Raw genomic sequence first — 18,975 nt, 5'->3', positions numbered from 1 at the left:
GGGTCGTTAGCTCAGTTGGTAGAGCAGTTGGCTTTTAACCAATTGGTCGTAGGTTCGAATCCTACACGACCCACCAGATACGCAAAAACGCCCTAGCCGTTCTTCGGTTGGGGCGTTTTTCGTTGTATTCGCTACGCTGTGCAGGGTTGGAGCCCCCAGGCTCACAGCCACGCGCCCACCCTCGCCTGGAACGAATCCGCCACTTGGCGATCGCACGCACGGCTTCGGTAGGGAGGCGCCGTCAGGCGATAGCAACGCTGACGGTAAGTAGTAAATGGCAGCGAGGGGAGTGCCTAGCGCAGGCCTAGGACAGACAGCACCACCAGCACGATGACGACAGCGCCGACAATCCAAACGATATTGTTCATGAAGACCTTCCTATAGTGACAGTGATCGAGAGCTGTCCAATCTTGTTACCGTTCGTGAGGATTCTGGTTTTATTGTTGGTAGAGGCTGTGATAGGGCAATCGATATGCCTTGTGGTTGATCAGAGATTGGCCAGTAACATCAATGCAATGAATGTGGCAATTATAGAAAATGAGATCGCTGCATTTCTAATCATTTTTATGAGATTTCTACTCCTGTGTCGATTCGACTCTGACTCTTGAGAGGCGCCGCATTCCTTGCGGCGCTTAGTGCAACATCCTGTTTAGGCACTTCCTTCGCCACACCTAGAGTAATGATAGAGGATGATGAGAGTGAAGACTGTGCGCTGACGCACGTTGACTAGAGGGTTAGTGGATCGTCATGTCGGTGACTTGGTTTCAGTCGCATTGATATCCATGCTCATCAAGTCGTCGTCACCTTTCGCTGCCCGCCTGACTGAGGTGCCGGTGAGCGCGGCTTCGGGTAAACGTGGCGGCTTGAAGGGGAAACCATGCTGTTGCTCTCCTGGCTCACGCTCGGGAGCGCGCGAGAATTTCTTGAATGCTGTCGGCGCAGGTGTGCTTGGAGGAGTGGAAGTTGACATGTTGACCTCATCTTGTTGCGCGGCCTTCAGAAAGAAGTGCCGATAGCACAATAATGGTTTGCCGATAATTGCCTGTCGGTGCGCTAACAAACGGAGGTCTAATATCGTTTATGTTGCCGAGTTGCCTGCGGGCTGGTGAAGTCATGAGAATGAAGGCGTTTCACCGCACCTCCTGAGAGCGCAAAGCATATCGAATTTAAAGAACTGGTAGCCATTACGTCCTTTGCGTTTGGCATGGTACATGGCGGTATCGGCAAGGTGTATCAGTTCCTCCGGTGTGCCACCGCTCTCTGGAAAAAGACTGATTCCTAAACTGCCGGTAATATCGATTTTCTGGTTACTCACATGATGTGATGCCTGCAATGATTGAAGAATGATGTCAGCTACTTGGCGGGCGTCATCGGCCCCATGTACCTCGGTCAATAGAATCACGAACTCATCACCGCCTATGCGGCTGACCGTATCGGTATCTCGAACGCAGCTTTTCAGACGGCTGGCGATGGATTGCAACAGTGAATCCCCGGCAGCATGGCCTAGGCGATCATTGACAGCCTTGAAACCGTCGAGATCGAGGAACAGTAGCGCTACTTGCCAACGATGGCGTTGGGCCAAACCAATGGCGCGTGACAGTCGTTCCTCCAGCAGGACCCGATTGGGCAGGTCCGTAAGAGCGTCGTGTTGGGCCAAGTACGACATTCGGTTGGAAAGGACGTGTGACTGATTTATATGGTGGAAGACGATTACGGCGCCGGTGACTTGGCCGTCGTGGTCGCGGATGGGGGCTGCGGAATCCTCGATGGCAACTTCGCTGCCATCGCACCGAATGAGAACTGAGCCCATCGCCAAACCGACGATGCGATTCTCTTCTATGGCCCGTTGAGCGGGATCGCTGACCAGCTGGCGCGTCTCGCTGTCGACCACATGGAAGACCGTCGATACGGGTTTGCCCACTGCATTTGCCTTGGACCAGCCGGTCAATGATTCGGCCGCCCGGTTTAGGTACGTAACACGGCACTCGATGTCGATAGAGATGACGGCATCGCCTTTGGAGTTGAGGGCCACTCGGGCGCGTTCCCTCTCCATGTGGAGAGCCGCCTCGGCAGCACGAAGCTTGTAGCCATCGTGATGCCTTGAGGTGATCTTCTCCAGTGTCAGGATGAAGCCCCGCCTGTCGGGTAGGCGCGCTGCATTGATGCTGAACCACGCGGTTCGGCGGTCTACATTCGCGATGCGGGCTTCGATTTGGCAGTGGGTGTCGCAAACGAACGCCTGCTTCCATTCGTCATCAACTCGTTGACGGTCGTCTGCCACCAATACGCTCGACCAGTGTTTGGCATGTAGCCAATCGGACGCCCGTCCACTCATGGTCAGGTATACAGGGTTCCCATACTGATAGATGCCCTTCATGTTGACGATCAGGGCACCGATCGGGAGGCTTTCCAGGGTTGTCTCGTACAGCGTGAGCGATCGATCGATGAGGGCCGGAGGCTGCTTTGGAAAAATCGCCTGGCCATTCCCGTCAGGTGCTGGGGCGGGCTCAGGTACTGTCGTCATCCTTTGACGCATGGCTCACTCCGTCGGTTCATGGCTGATGACTGGCATCGGGGCAGGACGACAAGCAGAGAATCAAGATCACCGAACAATCTAGTTATGCTCGCTGCATCCCTCTGTGCGGTAACGTACAGAGAGCGCCGGCTAGCCCTCTATACTGATCCGTGGATGCCATGATTTGAAAAAGCGTCAGTGCGGAACGGCGCTCTTCATGCTGCCGGTGATTATTGCCCAACGGCGGGCCAACGCCCGCGCGGACCGAAGTGCTGCAATCGTGTTTCGACATGCCCGAGCAGGCGGTGAGAAGCAAATGCCATGATAAAAGCACAATTCCATCATCAGTTTAGACGTCACTTCATGGCGGGTCCGTCCGGTATCGCACATGGTCAACCGACGAAGCGTCATGATGGGATAGGGAGCGTAAAGCGGATGTATTCAACGAAAGATGGTCCGCAAAACCATCTGCTAGGTCTGTTGCCCGAGGAGGAGCTTGAGCGAATGCTTCCCCACCTCGAACGGGTAACGTTGCCGCTTGGCAAAACGCTGTGTGAGTCCGGCGGCATCATGGAGTATGTCTACTTTCCGTTGGATGCGATCGTGTCGCTGTTGTGCGTCATGGAAAATGGAGCATCGACGGAAATTGCGGTAGTGGGAAATGAAGGGATAGTGGGCGTGTCACTGTTCATGGGCGGTGAGACCACGCCGAGCCGAGCCATCGTGCAGAGCGCCGGCGAGGCTTACCGGCTCAGGGGGCAACGAATCAAAGATGAGTTCTATCGTGCGGGCGTGATGCAGAAACTGCTGCTTCGCTATACTCAGGCCCTGTTGACGCAAATGGCTCAAACGGCGGTATGCAATCGGCACCATTCGGTAGACCAGCAGCTCTGTCGTTGGCTTTTGCTGAGCCTGGACAGGCTGCCGAGTGACCAGTTGATCATGACCCAGGAATTGATTGCCAATATGCTCGGAGTGCGTCGGGAAGGCGTGACCGAGTCGGCAGGCAAGCTTCAGCGAGCAGGGTTGATCGCTTATCATCGGGGACGCATTACGGTAACAGACCGCCCGGGCCTCGAATCAAGGGTTTGCGAGTGTTACGCAGTCGTTAAAAGTGAATATGACCGGCTACTGGACCCCCGAGCCAAATTCTGAACGGTAATTATAATTCGTACCTTTTTATTTCCTGTGTACGCTAGCGTCCCGACTTGTCCTTTATATCATGGTATCCTGAAATATATTGCCTGATGGATAGGTTTCAGGATCTCGATATGCAGTCGACATTGAAATTATCGCTTAGTTTTCATGCCGCTTGCCAGGTACGTCGACGCCGGAGCAACCATGATCCCCTGCCACTCAACTCTTGCCTCGAATCGGCTGCTACAAACATTGCCGCCAGCGGAAGAAGCGACTTTCATGGCGGCTTGCGAGCCTGTCCCCTTGGTGTTTGGTGAGGTGCTGGTCGAGCCGGGGGCGAATTTCAAACATGCCTATTTTCCGCTGCACGGCTTCATCTCCTTGATGACTTGTCTGAACGGGGGCGAGCGATTGGAAGTGGCGATGGCCGGAAACGAAGGGATGCTGGGAGCGTCGCTGCTTCTAGGCGTTGAAACGTCTTCCTTGTGTGCCCTGGTGCAGGGGGGTGGCACGGCACTGCGCATTGAGGCCGCTGCGTTTCGACTTCTGGCGCCTGGCTGTCCCGTGTTGCAACGGCGGGTGCACCGCTACCTTTATGTGCTGATGAATCAACTGGCGCAAACTGCCGCCTGCACGCATTTCCACCAGATTGAAGCGCGGCTGGCACGCTGGCTGCTAATGACCAATGATCGCGCCGGCTCCAACAGTCTGCAGCTGACCCATGAATTCCTTGCGGTAATGTTGGGAGTCAGGCGTGCCGGTATCACCCATGCGGCCACGGCTCTGCAAGCTCGTGGGTTGATCAGTTATCGTCGCGGCAGTATCACGGTCCTCGACCGGGCGGGCCTTATCGAGGCCTCCTGCGACTGTTATGCCCATGATTGCTTGCTGTATGACAATATCCTGGGCTCCCGCTCCCCCCTGGTCTCTTCATGACATGAGGGTATAGGCGAGTTAGGCGGGGAGAAATTGTACTGGGATGTGGTCTACAATATAGTAAGGCAGCAGCGGCGGGAGCCGCCGCGAAGCTGCTTGGCGCGTGCCGACCGACAGAGAGTCCGTAACGGTGCGCCTGATACATGCGGGGGGAGCCCCTGCCAGTCACAGTGGTAGACACGATGACGATCATGACTTCCCGAATCGAAGTGCGCGAGCACCTGGCCCGCGCCTACTGCCCAACCCGTATCCCGGCCGAAGACGAGGCTCGCATCGACGAGATCAAGCGTCTACTCGAGCTGCACAACGCGGTGCTGGTCGCTCACTATTACACCGATGACGCCATTCAGCAGCTGGCCGAAGAGACCGGCGGCTGCGTTGCCGACTCGCTGGAGATGGCCCGCTTCGGAGCGCGCCACGAGGCCGAGACCCTGGTGGTGGCCGGCGTGCGCTTCATGGGCGAGACGGCCAAGATCCTGTCTCCCGAGAAGCGTGTGCTGATGCCCACCCTGGAAGCGACCTGCTCGTTGGATATCGGCTGCCCGGCAGACCAGTTCAGTGCCTTCTGCGATCAACATCCCGACCGTACCGTGGTGGTCTATGCCAATACCTCGGCAGCGGTGAAGGCGCGTGCCGACTGGGTAGTGACCTCCTCCATCGCGGTGGATGTCATCGAACACCTGCAGGCACGCGGTGAGAAGATCCTGTGGGCCCCCGACAAGCACCTTGGCGGCTATATCCAGCAGAAGACCGGTGCCGACATGCTGATGTGGGACGGTGCCTGCATCGTGCACGAGGAGTTCAAGGCCAAGGGTATCGAAGACCTCAAGGGGCTCTACCCCGAGGCGGCCGTGCTGGTGCACCCGGAGTCGCCGGCTGCGGTAGTGGCATTGGCCGACGTGGCCGGCTCGACCTCGCAGTTGATCAAGGCGGCCAAGGAGCTGCCCCACGACAAGCTGATCGTGGCCACCGACCGTGGCATCTTCTTCAAGATGCAGCAGATGGTGCCCGAGAAGACCCTGTTCGAGGCGCCTACTGCCGGCAACGGCGCTACCTGTCGCAGCTGCGCTCACTGCCCTTGGATGGCCATGAACGCGCTGGACAACCTGGCAGGCGCCCTGCGCGAGGGCAGCGGCGAGATCTTCGTCGACGCCGGGCTACGCCAGCGGGCGCTCAAGCCGCTGGAGCGGATGCTCAACTTCCAGAAGTAGAAGGGGGCGGCCAGGCCGCTTCCGGTTTGACGACTTCAAGGCCCGCGCCACCCGGCGCGGGCCTTTTTCATCAAAACTTCTCCATTGTCTCCCGATAGCCCACGAAGGCCTCGCGCCGCTGTTCGATGCGCGCCAGGGCATTGCCATCGCCGCTCTGCTCGGCGACCTGGCGGGCGACGTCGAGCTGACGAATCGCACGCTGGATATCGCCGGTGAGCTGCATGTTCTCGGCCCGGGCCAGGTGGCCCCAGGCTTCACGGCCGCTACGACCGGCGGCTTCGGCGAGCAGGGTGAAGACCTGAGGGTCCTCGGGGCGGCGTTCGGAGAGGTCGCGCAATATGCGATAGGCTTCGTTGGGGTCGCGCTGCAGCAGTGCTTCGCCCAGGGTTCGTGTGGCCGGCATATGGCCAGGCATCAGGCGCAGAATGCGCCGGCTGCGCTCGATGGCATCGTCATAGCGGCCGGCCTGGAAGGCCACGTCGGCGGCGCTGACCGGCAAGAGCGCCAGATCGGGCAGCTCCCGGGCCAAGGCGTCGAGCTGGCTGAGCGCGCTGTCGGTCTGGCCTCGATGGGCGGCGATCAGGGCATCCAGATAGCGCCTGGCGGTTTGGGGGGCGTCGCTCTGGGCAAAGCGAGTCGCTGCTTGCTGGGGGTCGCGCTGATTCACCGTCAGCAGGGCTCGCGCGCGGATCAGGTGATAACTCGGATCGTCCTGGCGTGGACGGATGGCCTCGAGCTGCGACGCGCGCGACTCGGCATCGCTGATGCGCGACTCGGTGAGGGGGTGAGTGAGCAGGAATTCCGGCGGATTGCCGCCCTGCAGGCTCACCTGACGCTGCATGTCGCGAAACATCCTGACCATGGCCTGGGGGTCGAAGCCTGCCTGGGCCATGGTTTGCAGGCCGAGGCGGTCGGCCTCCTGCTCGAAGCGCCGAGAATAGGCCAGCCGGTCCTGGATGAAAGCGGCCTGGGAGCCCATGGCGGCGGCAATGCCAGCGTCGCCGCCGCCGCTGGCGGCAATCAACATTCCAGCCAGCATGGCCGCCATGGCGGGCAACTGAGTCTGCTCGGCACGGGCCTGGCCACGAGCATAGTGGCGCTGAGAGAGGTGGCCCAATTCGTGGGCCAGTACCGAGGCAACCGCATCCTCTTCATCGGCAAAGGCGAACAAGCCGGCATTGATGCCGATGACCCCGCCGGGTACGGCAAAGGCATTGAGCGTGCGGCTGTCCACCATCGTCACCACGGTACGAGTGTCTGCCAGTCCGCTGTGCGGCAGCAGGCGCGCCAATAGCGTCTCGACGTAATCCTGGGCGATGGCGTCGTGCCATATGGGGGCTCGGGCACGGAACTGGCGTAGCCAGGCGCGGCCCAGGCGAAACTCTTCACCCGTCATCGCCTGGCTGGTGCCGGTCAAGCTGGGTAGTCCGTAGTCGTCCGAGGCGCTTACCGGAGCGGGCACGGCCAAGGCCAGCATCGAGGCAGCAACGGTAGCGGTCAGGCAGGTTCGGGTCTTGCGCAGCATGTGCCAGTCTCGTGTTAAGCGGCAGGTCAGTTTCTATCCGACATTGATTCGTCCAGCAAAGTGCCTTTAAATCTCAAGGGTTTTACGCTTTCCTGCAAGGCCCCGCGTCTTGCAGCAGGCGTTCTGGCATTCTCTCGGGAGACGACATGGCTGTGCAACCAGATGATGTACTCGATGCCTGCGGCCTGCCTTGCCCCCTGCCACTGCTCAAGGCAAAGCAGGCATTGGCCAGGCTCCAGGCCGGTCAGGTGCTCGAGATCAGGTCGACCGACGCCGGCTCCTGGCGCGATTTCGAAACTTTCGCCGAACACAGCATTCATCACCTGATGGCGCGTGAGGAGCGGGACGAGGTCTATCACTACTGGCTGCGGAAGGGCGAGGTGCCCGCCGCATGACGCTGCGAGAGGTATTCAAGGGCTGGGTCGAGCACTACTTCTCCGATGAGGAAGCGGTGATCATGCTGGTGCTGCTGGTGCTGGGCTTCGCCGTGGTGATTCTTTTCGGCCGTATGCTGGCACCCTTCCTCACCGCCCTGGTGATCGCTTTCCTGCTGCAGGGTGGAGTGAATGCCCTCACGCGCCGGGGCGTGCCGCATTTGATGGCCGTGATCCTGATATTTCTCGCCTTTATCGGCGTGCTGCTGACGTTGGCGTTCATCCTCATGCCCTTGATATGGAACCAGCTGGTGGGCCTGGTTCAAGAAACGCCACGCATCGTGGCCAGCGGACAGCGCTGGCTGGATGACGTCCAGGAACGCTATCCCAATCTGGTGACGCCGGATCAAGTCCAGGAGTGGATTGCCGTGGCGGGTCGCGAGCTGACCCAGTTCGGCCAGCGCGCCCTGACGCTCTCGCTGGCCTCGTTGGGCAACGTGCTGGCGCTGATCATCTATCTGGTGCTGGTGCCGATTCTGGTGTTCTTCCTGCTCAAGGATCGCGAGCAGCTGGTGGGCTTCACCCTGTCGCTGCTGCCGCAGCAGCGTTCGCTCATGACGCGTATCTGGCAGGAGATGGATACGCAGATAGCCAACTACGTGCGCGGCAAGTTCGTCGAGATCATCATCGTCGGCACGGTGTCGTTCTTCACTTTCGCCATTTTCGGCTTGCCCTACTCGGCGCTGCTGGCGGTACTGGTAGGGTTCTCGGTGTTGGTGCCTTATATCGGCGCCGCGGTGGCGACTCTACCGGTGGCGGCGGTGGCGGGTTTTCACTTCGGCATGAGCGAGCAGTTTCTCTACGTACTGATCGCCTATGGTGTGATCCAGGCCTTGGATGGCAACGTGCTGGTGCCGATCCTGTTCTCCGAGGCGGTCAACCTGCATCCGGTGTCGATCATCGTGGCAGTGCTGTTCTTCGGCGGGGTGTGGGGATTCTGGGGTATCTTCTTTGCCATCCCCCTGGCCACGCTGCTAAAGGCGCTGGTATATGCCTGGCCGCGTGGCATCAGGCAGCATCAGGACTCACAGTTGATCGCCGAGCTGGAGCAGCGCGAAGAGTGAGGCGCCATTGGCATCCGTCCGGCTGACCGAGCCGGACGGAGCAAAAGTGGTTTCCCGGGGTCTTAGTGGCTGGCGTGAAGTGCCTGTGCAGCTTCGAGGACTTCCTGGGCGTGACCGTTGACCTTGACGCCGCGCCATTCGCGGGCGAGCCTGCCCTCAGCATCGATCAGGAAGGTACTGCGCTCGATACCGAGGTGCTCCTTGCCATACAGCTTCTTCAGTTTGATGACGTCGAACAGCTTGCAGAGCTCTTCGTCCTTGTCGGAGATCAGCTCGAAGTTGAAGGCCTGCTTGGCCTTGAAGTTCTCCTGAGCGCGAATGCCGTCCCGTGAGACGCCGAGAATGACCGTATTGGCTGCCACGAATTCGTTCATGCGGTCGCGAAAGTCGCCGCCCTCGGTGGTACAGCCGGGCGTGCTGGCCTTGGGGTAGAAGTAGATCACTACCTGGCGGCCCGCGAGCCGATCGAGGGAAACGCTGGTGTCGCCGGTGGCGGCAGCGGTGAAGTGCGGAACGGGCTGTCCGATGGCAAGCGTCATGGGGGCTCCTGTGATCCATGTAAGGCGCTTCATTACACGCAGACCGTGGCCCACTGTCAAAGAGCCCGACAGCGTGCTGTACAGGCCTGTGTGGCCTGAGTACCATTTACCCTTTGTTCGTGACCCTGTCGATGTATGGCACACGAAGGCGGCATGAGCGCTATTGCGTAGAGGAAAGAGAGGATGATCACTGGCAGTATCGTCGCCCTGGCGACGCCGATGAAGACAAATGGCGATATCGACTGGGAGGCGTTGCGCCGCTTGGTGAACTTTCACCTGGAGAACGGTACCGACGGGATCGTGGCAGCCGGCACCACCGGGGAGCCCACCACCATGTCGTTCGCGGAGCATTTCGATGTGATCCGCGCTGTGGTGGAAGAGGTCGACGGCCGCATCCCGGTAATCGCCGGCACCGGGGCCAACGCCACCTCCGAGGCCGTGGAACTCGCTCGCTATGCCAGCGAAGTGGGCGCCGACTACTGCCTTTCGGTTTGTCCGTACTACAACAAACCCACCCAGGAAGGGCTGTATCGCCATTTCAAGGCCGTGGCAGAAGGCAGCCGCCTGCCGGTGATTCTCTACAACGTACCCGGTCGCACCTGCTCCGATCTCTACAACGAAACCGTGATGCGCCTGGCCGAGATCGACAACATCATCGGCTTGAAGGATGCCACCGGCAATCTGGAGCGCGCCGAGGATCTCATCTCACGGCTCAAAGGCAGCGGCTTCATGCTCTACTCCGGCGATGACGGCACCGCCTGCGAGTACATGCTGATGGGCGGCAACGGCGACATTTCGGTCACCGCCAACGTGGCGCCCAAGGCCATGCACGAGCTTTGCGCAGCGGCCATCGCGGGTGACGCCGATCGGGCGCATCAGATCAATACCCGCCTGATGCCGCTGCATACCAATCTCGGCATCGAGTCCAACCCGATTCCGGTCAAGTGGGCGTTGCAGCGTATGGGCATGATCGACCAGGGGATTCGCCTGCCGCTCACCTGGCTCTCCAGCAAGTACCACGCGACGGTTGACGAGGCCCTGCAACTGGCTGGCGTGATCGAAGATTGAGGCGGACGAAGAGCTCGCCGCCCCGAGAACCTGACTGCAAGGTGACTGCATGAATTCTGCGCTGAAATGGATGCCGCTGGTGGCCGTGGCTGCCCTGGCCACTGCCGGCTGCGCCCGCGAAGGCTTCTATGACGACCGCAACATCGATTACGTGAGTGCCGAGCGCAGTGCGCCCCTGGTACTTCCGGAAGGCCGCAACCAGCAGCGCTATCGGGATGCCATGCCGGTACCCCAGGCGCAAGGCAGCCTGCATCGCAGCGATGAGCGTTTCCGCGCCCCTAGCCCGACCCGCCTGGCATCGGGCAGTGCGGTGGATCGGGACTTCGTCGAACGGCGTGAGATCGGCAGCGATCGCTGGCTGGTGGTGGCGGCCGACCCGGGCATGGTATGGCCCCAGCTGCAGGACTTCACTCGTGCTCGCGGCTTGCAGGTTCAGTCTAGCGACGATGCTCGCGGCGTCATGGAGACGACGCAGGGTCGTCTGAGCGTACGTCAGGGGCTGCGTGCCGGAGACAGTGAAGTTCGCTGCGATCAGAACGGGCGTCCGGTGGCTGCCTGTCTCGATGCGCTGGAGCAGCACTTCAGCGCGCGTAGCGCCACTGCCAGCGCCGCCTCCCTGGCCGGCCAGCAGATCGCCAGTGAAGATCGCCTGAGGCTGGAGCAGCTTGCCGGCGGCGAGTGGGTCGTGCACATTCCGCTGGATATCGACCGCGTCTGGGCCGAGCTGAACCATCAGCTGCAGTCCGACTTCACCGTCGAGGGACGCCGTGAGCTGCTGGAGCAGAATCCGCAGCAGCATGACTTCCTGGTCAACTACATGACCCTCTCGGAGCGGGGGCGCGGCTTCCTGCAGATCGCCTTCAGTGCCGACGTGCGCCAGACGCCTCAGGAAATTCGTTTGGTACTGGAGCCCCAGGGCGCCGAGCGCACGACCCTGCGCGCCGTCAACGAGAGCGAGCGCCGCTTCGAGGCCGAGGATGCCCGTGAGCTGCTCGAGCGCGTGGCGGGCCTGCTGCGCTGATGCCGAAGGGGCAAGTCATCGAGCCGCTGCCGGAGCGAGGCAGGATCTGCTTTGCGTCACTCGGCAGCGGCAGCAAGGGCAATGCGACCCTGGTCAGCGATGGCGAGACCACGCTATTGGTCGACTGTGGCTTCGGGCTGCGCGAAGCCGAACGCCGGTTGGCTCGGCTGGGCTTGCATCCTCGTCAGCTCGATGCCGTGCTGGTCACCCATGAGCACGGCGACCATCTGCGTGGAGTAGGGCCGCTGGCGCGTCGCCATGCAGTGCCGGTCTATATTACCCCGGGCACCTGGCTCTCAGGTCGTCTCGGCGAGGTGCCGCAGCGCCACTGGATCACGCCGCAGTCGCGCTTTGCGGTGAAGAGCTTGACGATCGATCCGATCACCGTGCCCCACGATGCCCGTGAGCCGGTACAGTTCCGCTTCGAGTCCCGTGGGCGCCACCTCGGTGTGCTGACCGATCTTGGCCATCCCACCGACCACGTCGTCGAAACCTTTCGAGGTTGCGACGCGCTGGTGCTCGAGTGCAATCACGATCGCCACATGCTCGAGATCGGCCCCTATCCGCCACGGCTCAAGCGGCGCGTCGGCGGTAACTGGGGGCACCTGGCCAACGTGCAGGCGGCGGCCCTGCTGCAGCGCCTGGGGCTGGATCGCCTTCAGCGCATCGTCTGTTCACATCTTTCGGAACACAACAACCGCCCCGAGCTGGCTCTCGAGGCCCTGACGCCGCTGCTCGACGGCGACGGCTCACGTCTGACCATCGCTGCCCAGGACAGCGGGATGCACTGGCAGACGATCAACTGAATTGCCACTCTCAGGTCATGCCTTCATCCTTTCTGGAGACCCCCATGGAAAAGCGCCAAGAACTCTACGCCGGCAAGGCCAAATCGGTGTACGCCACCGATGATCCCGATCTTCTCGTCCTCCACTTCCGTGACGATACCAGCGCATTCGACGGCGAGCGCATGGAGTCGCTGGCGCGCAAGGGCATGGTCAACAACCGCTTCAATGCGTTCATCATGGAGAAGCTCGCCGCGGCGGGCATTCCCACCCATTTCGAAAAGCGCCTTTCCGATACCGAGAGCCTGGTCAAGAAGCTCGAGATGATTCCGGTAGAGTGTGTGGTGCGCAATATCGCTGCCGGTGGCCTGGTCAAGCGCCTCGGCGTCGAAGAAGGCCGCGAACTCACGCCGCCCACCTTCGAGCTGTTCCTCAAGAACGACGCTCTTCACGATCCGATGATCAACGAGTCGCTGGCCGAAACCTTCGGCTGGGCCACGCCGGAGCAGCTGGCCGAAATGAAAACCTTGACCTTCAAGGTCAACTCGGTGCTCAAGCAGCTCTTCGCCGACGGTGGCCTGCTGCTGGTGGACTACAAGCTGGAGTTCGGCCTGTTCAAGGGACAGATCGTGCTGGGCGACGAGTTCTCACCGGATGGCTGTCGCCTGTGGGACGCCAAGACGCGGGACAAGATGGATAAGGACCGCTTCCGTCAGGGCCTCGGTGGCGTCATCGAGGCCTACGAGGAAGTGGGGCGGCGGATCGGCGTCGAATTCGCCTGACAGCGCGGTCGGTGCGCAGTGCGATATGAAGCTGGAAGGGCCCTACGGGGCCCTTCGTCGTCACTGGCCTGTGAGCGGTACGATGTCCACCACTTCCATCAGAGTGGACGTGGACGCTTCGATAGCGCGAAAACGCACATCCACGTCGCGCAGGCGCACACCGTAGACTCTCTCCTCGGCCCCCTGGCGGTAGGCGGGGCGTGGGTCCTGGGCCAGGACCTGGATGATCAGCTCGCGCAGCGAGGCGGCATCCTCGCGCGTGGCCAGCGCCGCTTCGGCCTCGTCCGAGAAGCGCACTGGCAGCGGTGAAGGCGGCTCGGGTGCATAACCGGCACGGGCATCGGGCCGCGCCTCTACCCAGGGCAGGTAGGGCTTGATGTCGAGCACCGGAGTGCCGCTGATCAGATCGCACCCCTCGAGCAGCAGGCTCACGCCGCCTCGGGTATCGACGTCACGCAGTTGCACCAGCGATAGCCCCAGCCGGTTGGGCCTGTGGGTGCTGCGGCTGGCGAAGACACCGACCTTGGCGTTGCCGCCAAGCCGTGGCGGGCGTACCAGCGGCGTCCAGCGCTCGGGACTTTGATGAAAGACGAAGGTCAGCCACAGATGGCTGAACGCCTCGAGACCGCGCACCGCCAGGGGGTCGTCGTAGGGCGGGCGGAGCACCAGCGTGGCACGAGCGGCCGGTGCCAGGCCGGGTTGGCGGGGCACGCCGAACTTGTCGGGGAAATCGCTCTCGATATGACCGATGGGGTCGAGCCGGTAGCCATTGGAGCAAGAGGTCTGACTGATCATGCGGCGATTATGCCTGCCATTGGCCGCAGCGGCGAGCTTGTGTACTCTGCTTGCCGTGACAGTGACGTGAGGCAAGCAGAAATGATGGCAACCACGATTCCAAACCCTTCGCCATCCCCGGCGGCCCGCTCGCCGCGGATCCTTTATCGTCAGGCCAAGGCGCGCGATGGCGCCGACCAGGCCGAGGTCTTCCATCACGCCGTGATGCAGGGCGCCGCTGCACACTACAGCGTCGCGGAGCGCGAGGCGTGGGCAGCCACCATGCCGCGGGAGGGCAGCGTCTGGGTGGCTCGCCAATCGTTATACACGACGCTGGTGGCCACCTGCGATGGCCGCTGCGTGGGGTTTCTCGAAGTCGATATTCCCCGTAGTCATGTAGCGACGCTTTACGTCTGGCCGTCCCTGGCACGCCGCGGCATCGGCACTACGCTGCTGGTGCACGCCGAGCGGATGCTGTTGGAGCACGGCCACGGCCGGGTCACCATCGATGCCAGCCGCATGCTGACCGAGAGTCTGCTGCGCCGCGGCTGGCAAGATCTGGGCGTGGAGTGGGTGAACCGCGACGGTGTGAAACTCGAGCGCCGCCGTCTGGAGCGGCGTTTGAACGCCATCGAGACGTGAGCGTCCGGCGCCGCGATACGTTTAGGCGCCTGCTAAACCGCTGATGCGCATCGAGAGGTCGATCGCCTTGACGTCCTTGGTCAGGGCGCCGCTGGAGATGCAGTCGACGCCGGTCTCGGCGATCTGGCGCAGGGTAGTCTCATCGACGTTGCCCGAGGCCTCCAGCGTGGCACGACCGGCAGTGCGCCTTACTGCTTCACGCATGTCATCCAGCGTGAAGTTATCCAGCATGACGATGTCGGCCTTTGCCTGCAGCGCCTGTTCGAGCTCATCGAAATTCTCCACCTCGACTTCCACCGGCAGATCGCTGGCGATGCTGCGTGCCTCTTTGACGGCGGCGGCGATGCTGCCGCAAGCGGCAATGTGGTTTTCCTTGATCAGGAAAGCGTCGTAGAGCCCGATGCGGTGATTGTGGCCGCCACCGCAGGTGACCGCGTATTTTTGCGCCAGGCGCAGGCCGGGCAAGGTCTTGCGGGTATCGAGCAGGCGCACGCCGGTGCCCTCGAGCAAGTCGACGTAGTGGCGCGTGCGGGTGGCGGTGGCGGAGAGCGTCTGCAGCAGGTTGAGCGCTGCGCGTTCCCCCGTCAGTAAACGGCGCGCAGGCCCCTCGATTTCGAGGAAGCATTGGTTGGCTTCGAGACGATCGCCATCGGCGGCGCTCCAGCGCAGCTGGATGCTGGGATCCAGGCGGCGGTAGATCTCCTCCACCCAGGCCATGCCGCACAAGATGGCGGGTTCACGGGTGATGACCCGGGCCGTGGCCCACTGCGACTCGGGGATCAGCTGCGCGGTGATGTCGCTGGGGCCGACGTCCTCGGCCAGCAGGTGGGCGGCAGCTTCGCGAATCGCTTCGACTAGGGCGTCCTGATAGTGCATGGCGGGCCTTTTCATGTTCATGGAGCGTCGGGACCGTCATTATAGGGAATCCATGTCCACCACGTCAGGGGAGCGAGATGAGAATCGAGGATGGCTGGCTTGAAGGGGCGCGGCGCGTGCCATCGCCCAACCAGGACGCGCGTCCGCAAGGTGAGGTCTCGGCCCTGGTGCTGCATTCGATCAGCCTGCCGCCCGGCGAGTTCGGCGGAGAGCACATCGAGCGGCTGTTCACCAACACGCTGGATCCCGCGGCCCATCCCTATTTCGCCGACATCGCTCAGCTGCGGGTATCGGCCCATCTATTGATTCGCCGCAACGGCGAGTGCGTGCAGTTCGTGCCCTTCGATCGGCGCGCCTGGCATGCCGGTCGTTCCTGCTGGATCGACAGGGGGCGGGTGCGGCGTGCGCTCAACGATTTCACCGTTGGCATAGAGCTGGAAGGCGATGAGGTCCATGCCTACCGTGACGCGCAGTACCGAGCTCTGGCCTCGGTCACGCAGGCGCTGATGGTGAACTACGCTGAGATGAAACCCGCGCGTGTCACCAGCCACGCAAGGGTGGCACCACTGCGCAAGAGCGACCCGGGGCCCGCTTTCGACTGGGCCTATTTCGCGCAGTGTTGGGAGCGCTTGTCCCCGAGAGTCGAGTGATTTCTGAGCGTTGCGGTTAATCATACGGTAGTTTTATTACATACGATGCATTTTCGACTGAAACTATTGGGGAGTGCCGTAACAGCTTGTGTTGCAATGCAATAATGGAATTGTGGAAAAAAATTCCATTCTATTCCGATTGGCAGAAGAGGCGCTTTACGGTATGTTCTACGCCATTCGTTGTATACGCTTCTGTAAAATGACTACAACAGCCGCGTCGCGGCCTGACATTCCCCTGATCGTCAGTAGTGCAACCCGCCCCAGGATGTATCGCCAGGGGCTAGCCTGACATCACATTGTCACTCGGAGAGACGTCTATGAGTCTGGAGGCAAGAGAAGATTTCGATCCGGTCGAAACCACGGAATGGCTGGATTCCCTGGAGTCGGTCCTGGATCGTGAGGGCGAGGAACGCGCCCGGTTCCTGCTGTCACGCCTGGCCGACCGGCTGCGCCGTGACGGCATGCAGGCACCCTTCTCGGTGACTACACCGCATCGCAACACCATTCCGGTGCATCGCGAAGCGCCTATGCCGGGCGACCTGTTCATGGAGCGTCGTATCCGCTCGCTGATCCGCTACAACGCGATTGCCCAGGTCATTCGCAACAACCGTGCCAATCCTGGGCTCGGTGGCCACATCGCGAGCTTCATGTCTGCCGCCACGCTCTACGACGTCGGCTTCAACCATTTCTTCCGTGCCCCCAACGGCGATTTCGAAGGCGACCTGGTCTACATCCAGGGACACGTGGCACCGGGGGTCTATGCACGCGCCTATCTGGAAGGGCGTCTTACCGAAGAGCAGATGGACAAGTACCGCCAGGAAGTCGATGGCGACGGTCTCTCTTCCTACCCCCATCCATGGCTGATGCCGGATTTCTGGCAGTTCCCCACCGTTTCCATGGGGTTGGGGCCGATCCAGGCGATCTATCAGGCCCACGTGATGAAGTATCTCGATTCACGTGAGCTGCGCGACATGCAGGACCGCAAGATCTGGTGTTTCATGGGCGACGGCGAGTGCGACGAGCCGGAATCCCTCGGTGCCATTCACCTGGCCAGCCGCGAGAAGCTCGACAACCTGATCTTCGTCATCAACTGCAACCTGCAGCGCCTCGACGGTCCTGTACGTGGCAACGGGCGCATCATCGACGAGCTCGAGGGCGTCTTCCGCGGCGCCGGCTGGAACGTGCTCAAGGTGGTCTGGGGGCGGCTGTGGGATCCGCTGTTCGAGAAGGACAAGAAGGGCATTCTGCAGAAGCGCATGGATGAGGCGGTCGACGGCGAATATCAGAACTACAAGGCCATCGACGGCGGCTATACCCGTGAGCACTTCTTCGGCAAGTACCCGGAAACCGCCGAAATGGTCAAGGACATGTCCGATGAGGACATCTGGCGCCTCAACCGCGGCGGCCACGACCCGTTCAAAGTCTATGCGGCCTATCACGAGGCGGTGAACAACGCCAACGGCCGCCCCACCGTGATCCTGGCGCACACCGTCAAGGGCTACGGCATGGGCAGCGGCGAGGGCGAGGCCTCCATGGAGGCCCACCAGGTCAAGACCATGGAGTACGAGGCGCTGCGGAAATTCCGCGATCGCTTCGGCATTCCGCTCTCCGACGAGCAGCTCAAGGAGGTGCCGTACTACAAGCCCGAGGACGACTCCCCCGAGCTGAAGTACATGCACCTGCAGCGTGAGCGCCTGGGCGGCTACCTGCCGCAGCGTCGCAACGACTTCGAGGCGCTGACGATCCCGTCGCTCGAGGACAAGACCTTTGCCACCCAGCTGGCGGGTTCCAAGGGGCGCGAAGTCTCCACCACCATGTCGTTCGTACGCATCCTCAACGGCCTGGTGAAGGACAAGAAGATCGGCCAGCAGGTCGTGCCGATCGTGCCCGACGAAGCGCGGACCTTCGGTATGGAGGGCATGTTCCGCCAGCTCGGCATCTACACCTCCGAAGGACAGAAATACGAGCCCGTCGACAAGGGCCAGATCATGTTCTACCGCGAGGACAAGAAAGGGCAGATCCTCGAGGAGGGCATCACCGAAGCGGGTGCCATGTCGGCCTGGATCGCCGCGGCAACCTCGTACAGCAATCACAACCTGCCGCTGCTGCCGTTTTACATCTACTACTCGATGTTCGGTTTCCAGCGGATCGGCGACCTGGCCTGGGCGGCAGGCGATCTGCAGGCGCGTGGCTTCCTGGTCGGCGGCACCGCCGGGCGCACCACGCTCAACGGTGAAGGTCTTCAGCACCAAGACGGCCACAGCCACTTGCAGGCGGCCACGATTCCGAACTGCCGCAGCTATGACCCCACCTACGGGCACGAGGTCGCGGTCATCGTCCAGGACGGCCTGAAGCGCATGTTCGCCGACAAGGAGAACTGCTTCTACTACCTGACGGTGATGAACGAGAACTACGAGCATCCCGAGCTCGAGAACGTTCCCGTCGACGACATCATCAAGGGCATGTACCAACTGCGGGAGCACAAGGGCGACAAGGGGCACGTTCAGCTGCTCGGTTCCGGCACCATCCTGCGCGAAGTGGAAGAAGCGGCGCGGATGCTGGAAGAAGAGTGGGGCGTCGGCTCGGACGTATGGAGCGTTACCAGTTTCAATGAGCTGCGTCGCGAGGCGCTGATGCTCGAGCGCGAAGCGTTCATCAACGCCGCCGACGAACCGGTCAAGCCCCACGTGACTCGCTGTCTGGAAGGACGCAAGGGCCCGGCCATCGCTTCCACCGACTACATGCGTCTGTTCGCCGACCAGGTACGTGCCTGGGTGCCGACCGACTACCATGTACTGGGGACCGACGGCTACGGTCGTTCCGATACCCGCGAGAAGCTGCGCCACTTCTTCGAGGTCGATCGCTACTTCGTGACCGTGGCCTCGCTCAAGGCACTTGCCGACCGCGGTGAGCTGGATCGCAAGGTGGTCGCCGAGGCGATCAAGAAGTACGGCATCGATCCCAACAAGCCCAATCCGCTGACGAGCTGATCCGGTGGCCAGGCGGGCAGCGGCCCGCC

The 18,975-nt window shown here is 61.5% G+C and carries 18 protein-coding genes and 1 tRNA gene; 13 read left to right on the top strand and 6 right to left on the bottom strand.

Translation table 11 applies throughout. The features are described from left to right. Positions 1-76, top strand: a tRNA-Lys gene (locus AC2VNO_RS15340). Positions 77-745: 669 nt separating this feature from the next. Here the strand turns inward: AC2VNO_RS15340 and AC2VNO_RS15335 are convergent. Together AC2VNO_RS15335 and AC2VNO_RS15330 are read right to left on the bottom strand one after the other, a co-directional pair. After that, entirely contained in the window at positions 746-970 is a 225-nt protein-coding gene (locus tag AC2VNO_RS15335; protein ID WP_486934931.1) for a hypothetical protein, read from the bottom strand. 141 nt (positions 971-1,111) lie between these two features. Then, on the bottom strand, positions 1,112-2,536 hold the full coding sequence (locus AC2VNO_RS15330; protein WP_486934930.1) for a diguanylate cyclase domain-containing protein: 1,425 nt from the start codon (positions 2,534-2,536) through the stop codon (positions 1,112-1,114). A 300-nt stretch (positions 2,537-2,836) separates the two neighbouring features. On the opposite strand from AC2VNO_RS15330, the gene AC2VNO_RS15325 reads away from it, so the two are divergent. The 3 genes from AC2VNO_RS15325 to nadA all read left to right on the top strand — a co-directional run bounded on the left by AC2VNO_RS15325 (position 2,837) and on the right by nadA (position 5,799). After that, on the top strand, positions 2,837-3,670 hold the full coding sequence (locus AC2VNO_RS15325; RefSeq protein ID WP_486934929.1) for a Crp/Fnr family transcriptional regulator: 834 nt from the start codon (positions 2,837-2,839) through the stop codon (positions 3,668-3,670). A 186-nt stretch (positions 3,671-3,856) separates the two neighbouring features. Further along, positions 3,857-4,588: a Crp/Fnr family transcriptional regulator gene (locus AC2VNO_RS15320; RefSeq protein ID WP_486934928.1), complete on the top strand. Its 732-nt coding sequence runs from the start codon at positions 3,857-3,859 to the stop codon at positions 4,586-4,588. A gap of 182 nt (positions 4,589-4,770) precedes the next feature. After that, positions 4,771-5,799 carry a quinolinate synthase NadA gene (nadA, locus tag AC2VNO_RS15315; protein WP_486934927.1) on the top strand — a complete coding sequence of 343 codons (1,029 nt, stop codon included), beginning with the start codon at positions 4,771-4,773 and terminating at the stop codon, positions 5,797-5,799. Between the two features lie 70 nt (positions 5,800-5,869). On the opposite strand, the gene AC2VNO_RS15310 is transcribed toward nadA, so the two are convergent. Beyond that, a complete protein-coding gene (locus AC2VNO_RS15310; protein ID WP_486934926.1) occupies positions 5,870-7,324 on the bottom strand; it encodes a M48 family metalloprotease in 1,455 nt (484 codons plus the stop codon). A gap of 146 nt (positions 7,325-7,470) precedes the next feature. Between AC2VNO_RS15310 and AC2VNO_RS15305 the strand changes: the two genes are divergently transcribed. Beyond that, positions 7,471-7,719 (top strand): sulfurtransferase TusA family protein, encoded by a 249-nt coding sequence (locus AC2VNO_RS15305; protein ID WP_486934925.1) that lies wholly within the window; start codon positions 7,471-7,473, stop codon positions 7,717-7,719. Beyond that, on the top strand, positions 7,716-8,822 hold the full coding sequence (locus tag AC2VNO_RS15300) for an AI-2E family transporter (protein WP_486934924.1): 1,107 nt from the start codon (positions 7,716-7,718) through the stop codon (positions 8,820-8,822). Before AC2VNO_RS15305 ends, AC2VNO_RS15300 begins: the two co-directional genes overlap by 4 nt. 62 nt (positions 8,823-8,884) lie before the next feature. On the opposite strand, the gene AC2VNO_RS15295 is transcribed toward AC2VNO_RS15300, so the two are convergent. Next, a complete protein-coding gene (locus tag AC2VNO_RS15295) occupies positions 8,885-9,361 on the bottom strand; it encodes a peroxiredoxin (protein WP_486934923.1) in 477 nt (158 codons plus the stop codon). Positions 9,362-9,544: 183 nt separating this feature from the next. Here AC2VNO_RS15295 and dapA point away from each other — a divergent pair, with 183 nt between their 5' ends. From dapA to purC, 4 genes are read left to right on the top strand one after another with little or no spacing between them, the layout of a single operon-like run. Next, positions 9,545-10,429, top strand: a complete 885-nt coding sequence (gene dapA, locus AC2VNO_RS15290) for a 4-hydroxy-tetrahydrodipicolinate synthase (RefSeq protein ID WP_228579645.1) — start codon at positions 9,545-9,547, stop codon at positions 10,427-10,429. Positions 10,430-10,478: 49 nt separating this feature from the next. Then, positions 10,479-11,450 carry a lipoprotein, NlpB gene (locus tag AC2VNO_RS15285; protein ID WP_486934922.1) on the top strand — a complete coding sequence of 324 codons (972 nt, stop codon included), beginning with the start codon at positions 10,479-10,481 and terminating at the stop codon, positions 11,448-11,450. Beyond that, entirely contained in the window at positions 11,450-12,256 is an 807-nt protein-coding gene (locus AC2VNO_RS15280) for an MBL fold metallo-hydrolase (RefSeq protein WP_486934921.1), read from the top strand. Before AC2VNO_RS15285 ends, AC2VNO_RS15280 begins: the two co-directional genes overlap by 1 nt. Before the next feature lie 44 nt (positions 12,257-12,300). Further along, positions 12,301-13,014, top strand: coding sequence for a phosphoribosylaminoimidazolesuccinocarboxamide synthase (purC, locus tag AC2VNO_RS15275; RefSeq protein WP_486934920.1), 714 nt, complete (start codon positions 12,301-12,303; stop codon positions 13,012-13,014). A gap of 60 nt (positions 13,015-13,074) precedes the next feature. Here the strand turns inward: purC and tsaA are convergent, their stop codons facing one another. Further along, positions 13,075-13,809: a tRNA (N6-threonylcarbamoyladenosine(37)-N6)-methyltransferase TrmO gene (gene tsaA / locus AC2VNO_RS15270; protein ID WP_486934919.1), complete on the bottom strand. Its 735-nt coding sequence runs from the start codon at positions 13,807-13,809 to the stop codon at positions 13,075-13,077. An 84-nt stretch (positions 13,810-13,893) separates the two neighbouring features. On the opposite strand from tsaA, the gene AC2VNO_RS15265 reads away from it, so the two are divergent. After that, on the top strand, positions 13,894-14,430 hold the full coding sequence (locus AC2VNO_RS15265) for a GNAT family N-acetyltransferase (protein ID WP_486934937.1): 537 nt from the start codon (positions 13,894-13,896) through the stop codon (positions 14,428-14,430). Positions 14,431-14,451: 21 nt separating this feature from the next. Here AC2VNO_RS15265 and nadC read toward each other — a convergent pair whose 3' ends face one another. Further along, the gene (gene nadC / locus AC2VNO_RS15260; RefSeq protein ID WP_486934936.1) at positions 14,452-15,306 is read right to left on the bottom strand and encodes a carboxylating nicotinate-nucleotide diphosphorylase; all 855 of its coding nucleotides are present in this window, start codon (positions 15,304-15,306) and stop codon (positions 14,452-14,454) included. 77 nt (positions 15,307-15,383) lie between these two features. Here nadC and ampD point away from each other — a divergent pair, with 77 nt between their 5' ends. After that, entirely contained in the window at positions 15,384-15,956 is a 573-nt protein-coding gene (gene ampD, locus AC2VNO_RS15255; protein ID WP_486934918.1) for a 1,6-anhydro-N-acetylmuramyl-L-alanine amidase AmpD, read from the top strand. A 317-nt stretch (positions 15,957-16,273) separates the two neighbouring features. Next, positions 16,274-18,946, top strand: a complete 2,673-nt coding sequence (gene aceE, locus AC2VNO_RS15250) for a pyruvate dehydrogenase (acetyl-transferring), homodimeric type (protein ID WP_486934917.1) — start codon at positions 16,274-16,276, stop codon at positions 18,944-18,946. Positions 18,947-18,975: the final 29 nt, after the last annotated feature.

It is taken from the genome of Halomonas sp. TH-94 (assembly GCF_057473365.1).
The sequence above is the reverse complement of the archived record's forward strand: the minus strand, read 5'-3'. Positions and strand labels throughout refer to the sequence as shown.

Excerpts from the sequence above, each read along its gene's own strand:
- AC2VNO_RS15265 (WP_486934937.1), top strand. The coding sequence starts at position 13,894 with ATGGCAACCACGATTCCAAACCCTTCGCCATCCCCGGCGGCCCGCTCG.
- aceE (WP_486934917.1), top strand. The coding sequence starts at position 16,274 with ATGAGTCTGGAGGCAAGAGAAGATTTCGATCCGGTCGAAACCACGGAA.
- ampD (WP_486934918.1), top strand. The coding sequence starts at position 15,384 with ATGAGAATCGAGGATGGCTGGCTTGAAGGGGCGCGGCGCGTGCCATCG.
- AC2VNO_RS15330 (WP_486934930.1), bottom strand. The coding sequence starts at position 2,536 with ATGCGTCAAAGGATGACGACAGTACCTGAGCCCGCCCCAGCACCTGAC.
- AC2VNO_RS15280 (WP_486934921.1), top strand. The coding sequence starts at position 11,450 with ATGCCGAAGGGGCAAGTCATCGAGCCGCTGCCGGAGCGAGGCAGGATC.
- AC2VNO_RS15285 (WP_486934922.1), top strand. The coding sequence starts at position 10,479 with ATGAATTCTGCGCTGAAATGGATGCCGCTGGTGGCCGTGGCTGCCCTG.
- AC2VNO_RS15300 (WP_486934924.1), top strand. The coding sequence starts at position 7,716 with ATGACGCTGCGAGAGGTATTCAAGGGCTGGGTCGAGCACTACTTCTCC.
- nadA (WP_486934927.1), top strand. The coding sequence starts at position 4,771 with ATGACGATCATGACTTCCCGAATCGAAGTGCGCGAGCACCTGGCCCGC.
- AC2VNO_RS15325 (WP_486934929.1), top strand. The coding sequence starts at position 2,837 with ATGATAAAAGCACAATTCCATCATCAGTTTAGACGTCACTTCATGGCG.
- AC2VNO_RS15310 (WP_486934926.1), bottom strand. The coding sequence starts at position 7,324 with ATGCTGCGCAAGACCCGAACCTGCCTGACCGCTACCGTTGCTGCCTCG.
- dapA (WP_228579645.1), top strand. The coding sequence starts at position 9,545 with ATGATCACTGGCAGTATCGTCGCCCTGGCGACGCCGATGAAGACAAAT.
- purC (WP_486934920.1), top strand. The coding sequence starts at position 12,301 with ATGGAAAAGCGCCAAGAACTCTACGCCGGCAAGGCCAAATCGGTGTAC.
- AC2VNO_RS15295 (WP_486934923.1), bottom strand. The coding sequence starts at position 9,361 with ATGACGCTTGCCATCGGACAGCCCGTTCCGCACTTCACCGCTGCCGCC.
- AC2VNO_RS15335 (WP_486934931.1), bottom strand. The coding sequence starts at position 970 with ATGTCAACTTCCACTCCTCCAAGCACACCTGCGCCGACAGCATTCAAG.
- AC2VNO_RS15320 (WP_486934928.1), top strand. The coding sequence starts at position 3,857 with ATGATCCCCTGCCACTCAACTCTTGCCTCGAATCGGCTGCTACAAACA.
- AC2VNO_RS15305 (WP_486934925.1), top strand. The coding sequence starts at position 7,471 with ATGGCTGTGCAACCAGATGATGTACTCGATGCCTGCGGCCTGCCTTGC.
- tsaA (WP_486934919.1), bottom strand. The coding sequence starts at position 13,809 with ATGATCAGTCAGACCTCTTGCTCCAATGGCTACCGGCTCGACCCCATC.
- nadC (WP_486934936.1), bottom strand. The coding sequence starts at position 15,306 with ATGCACTATCAGGACGCCCTAGTCGAAGCGATTCGCGAAGCTGCCGCC.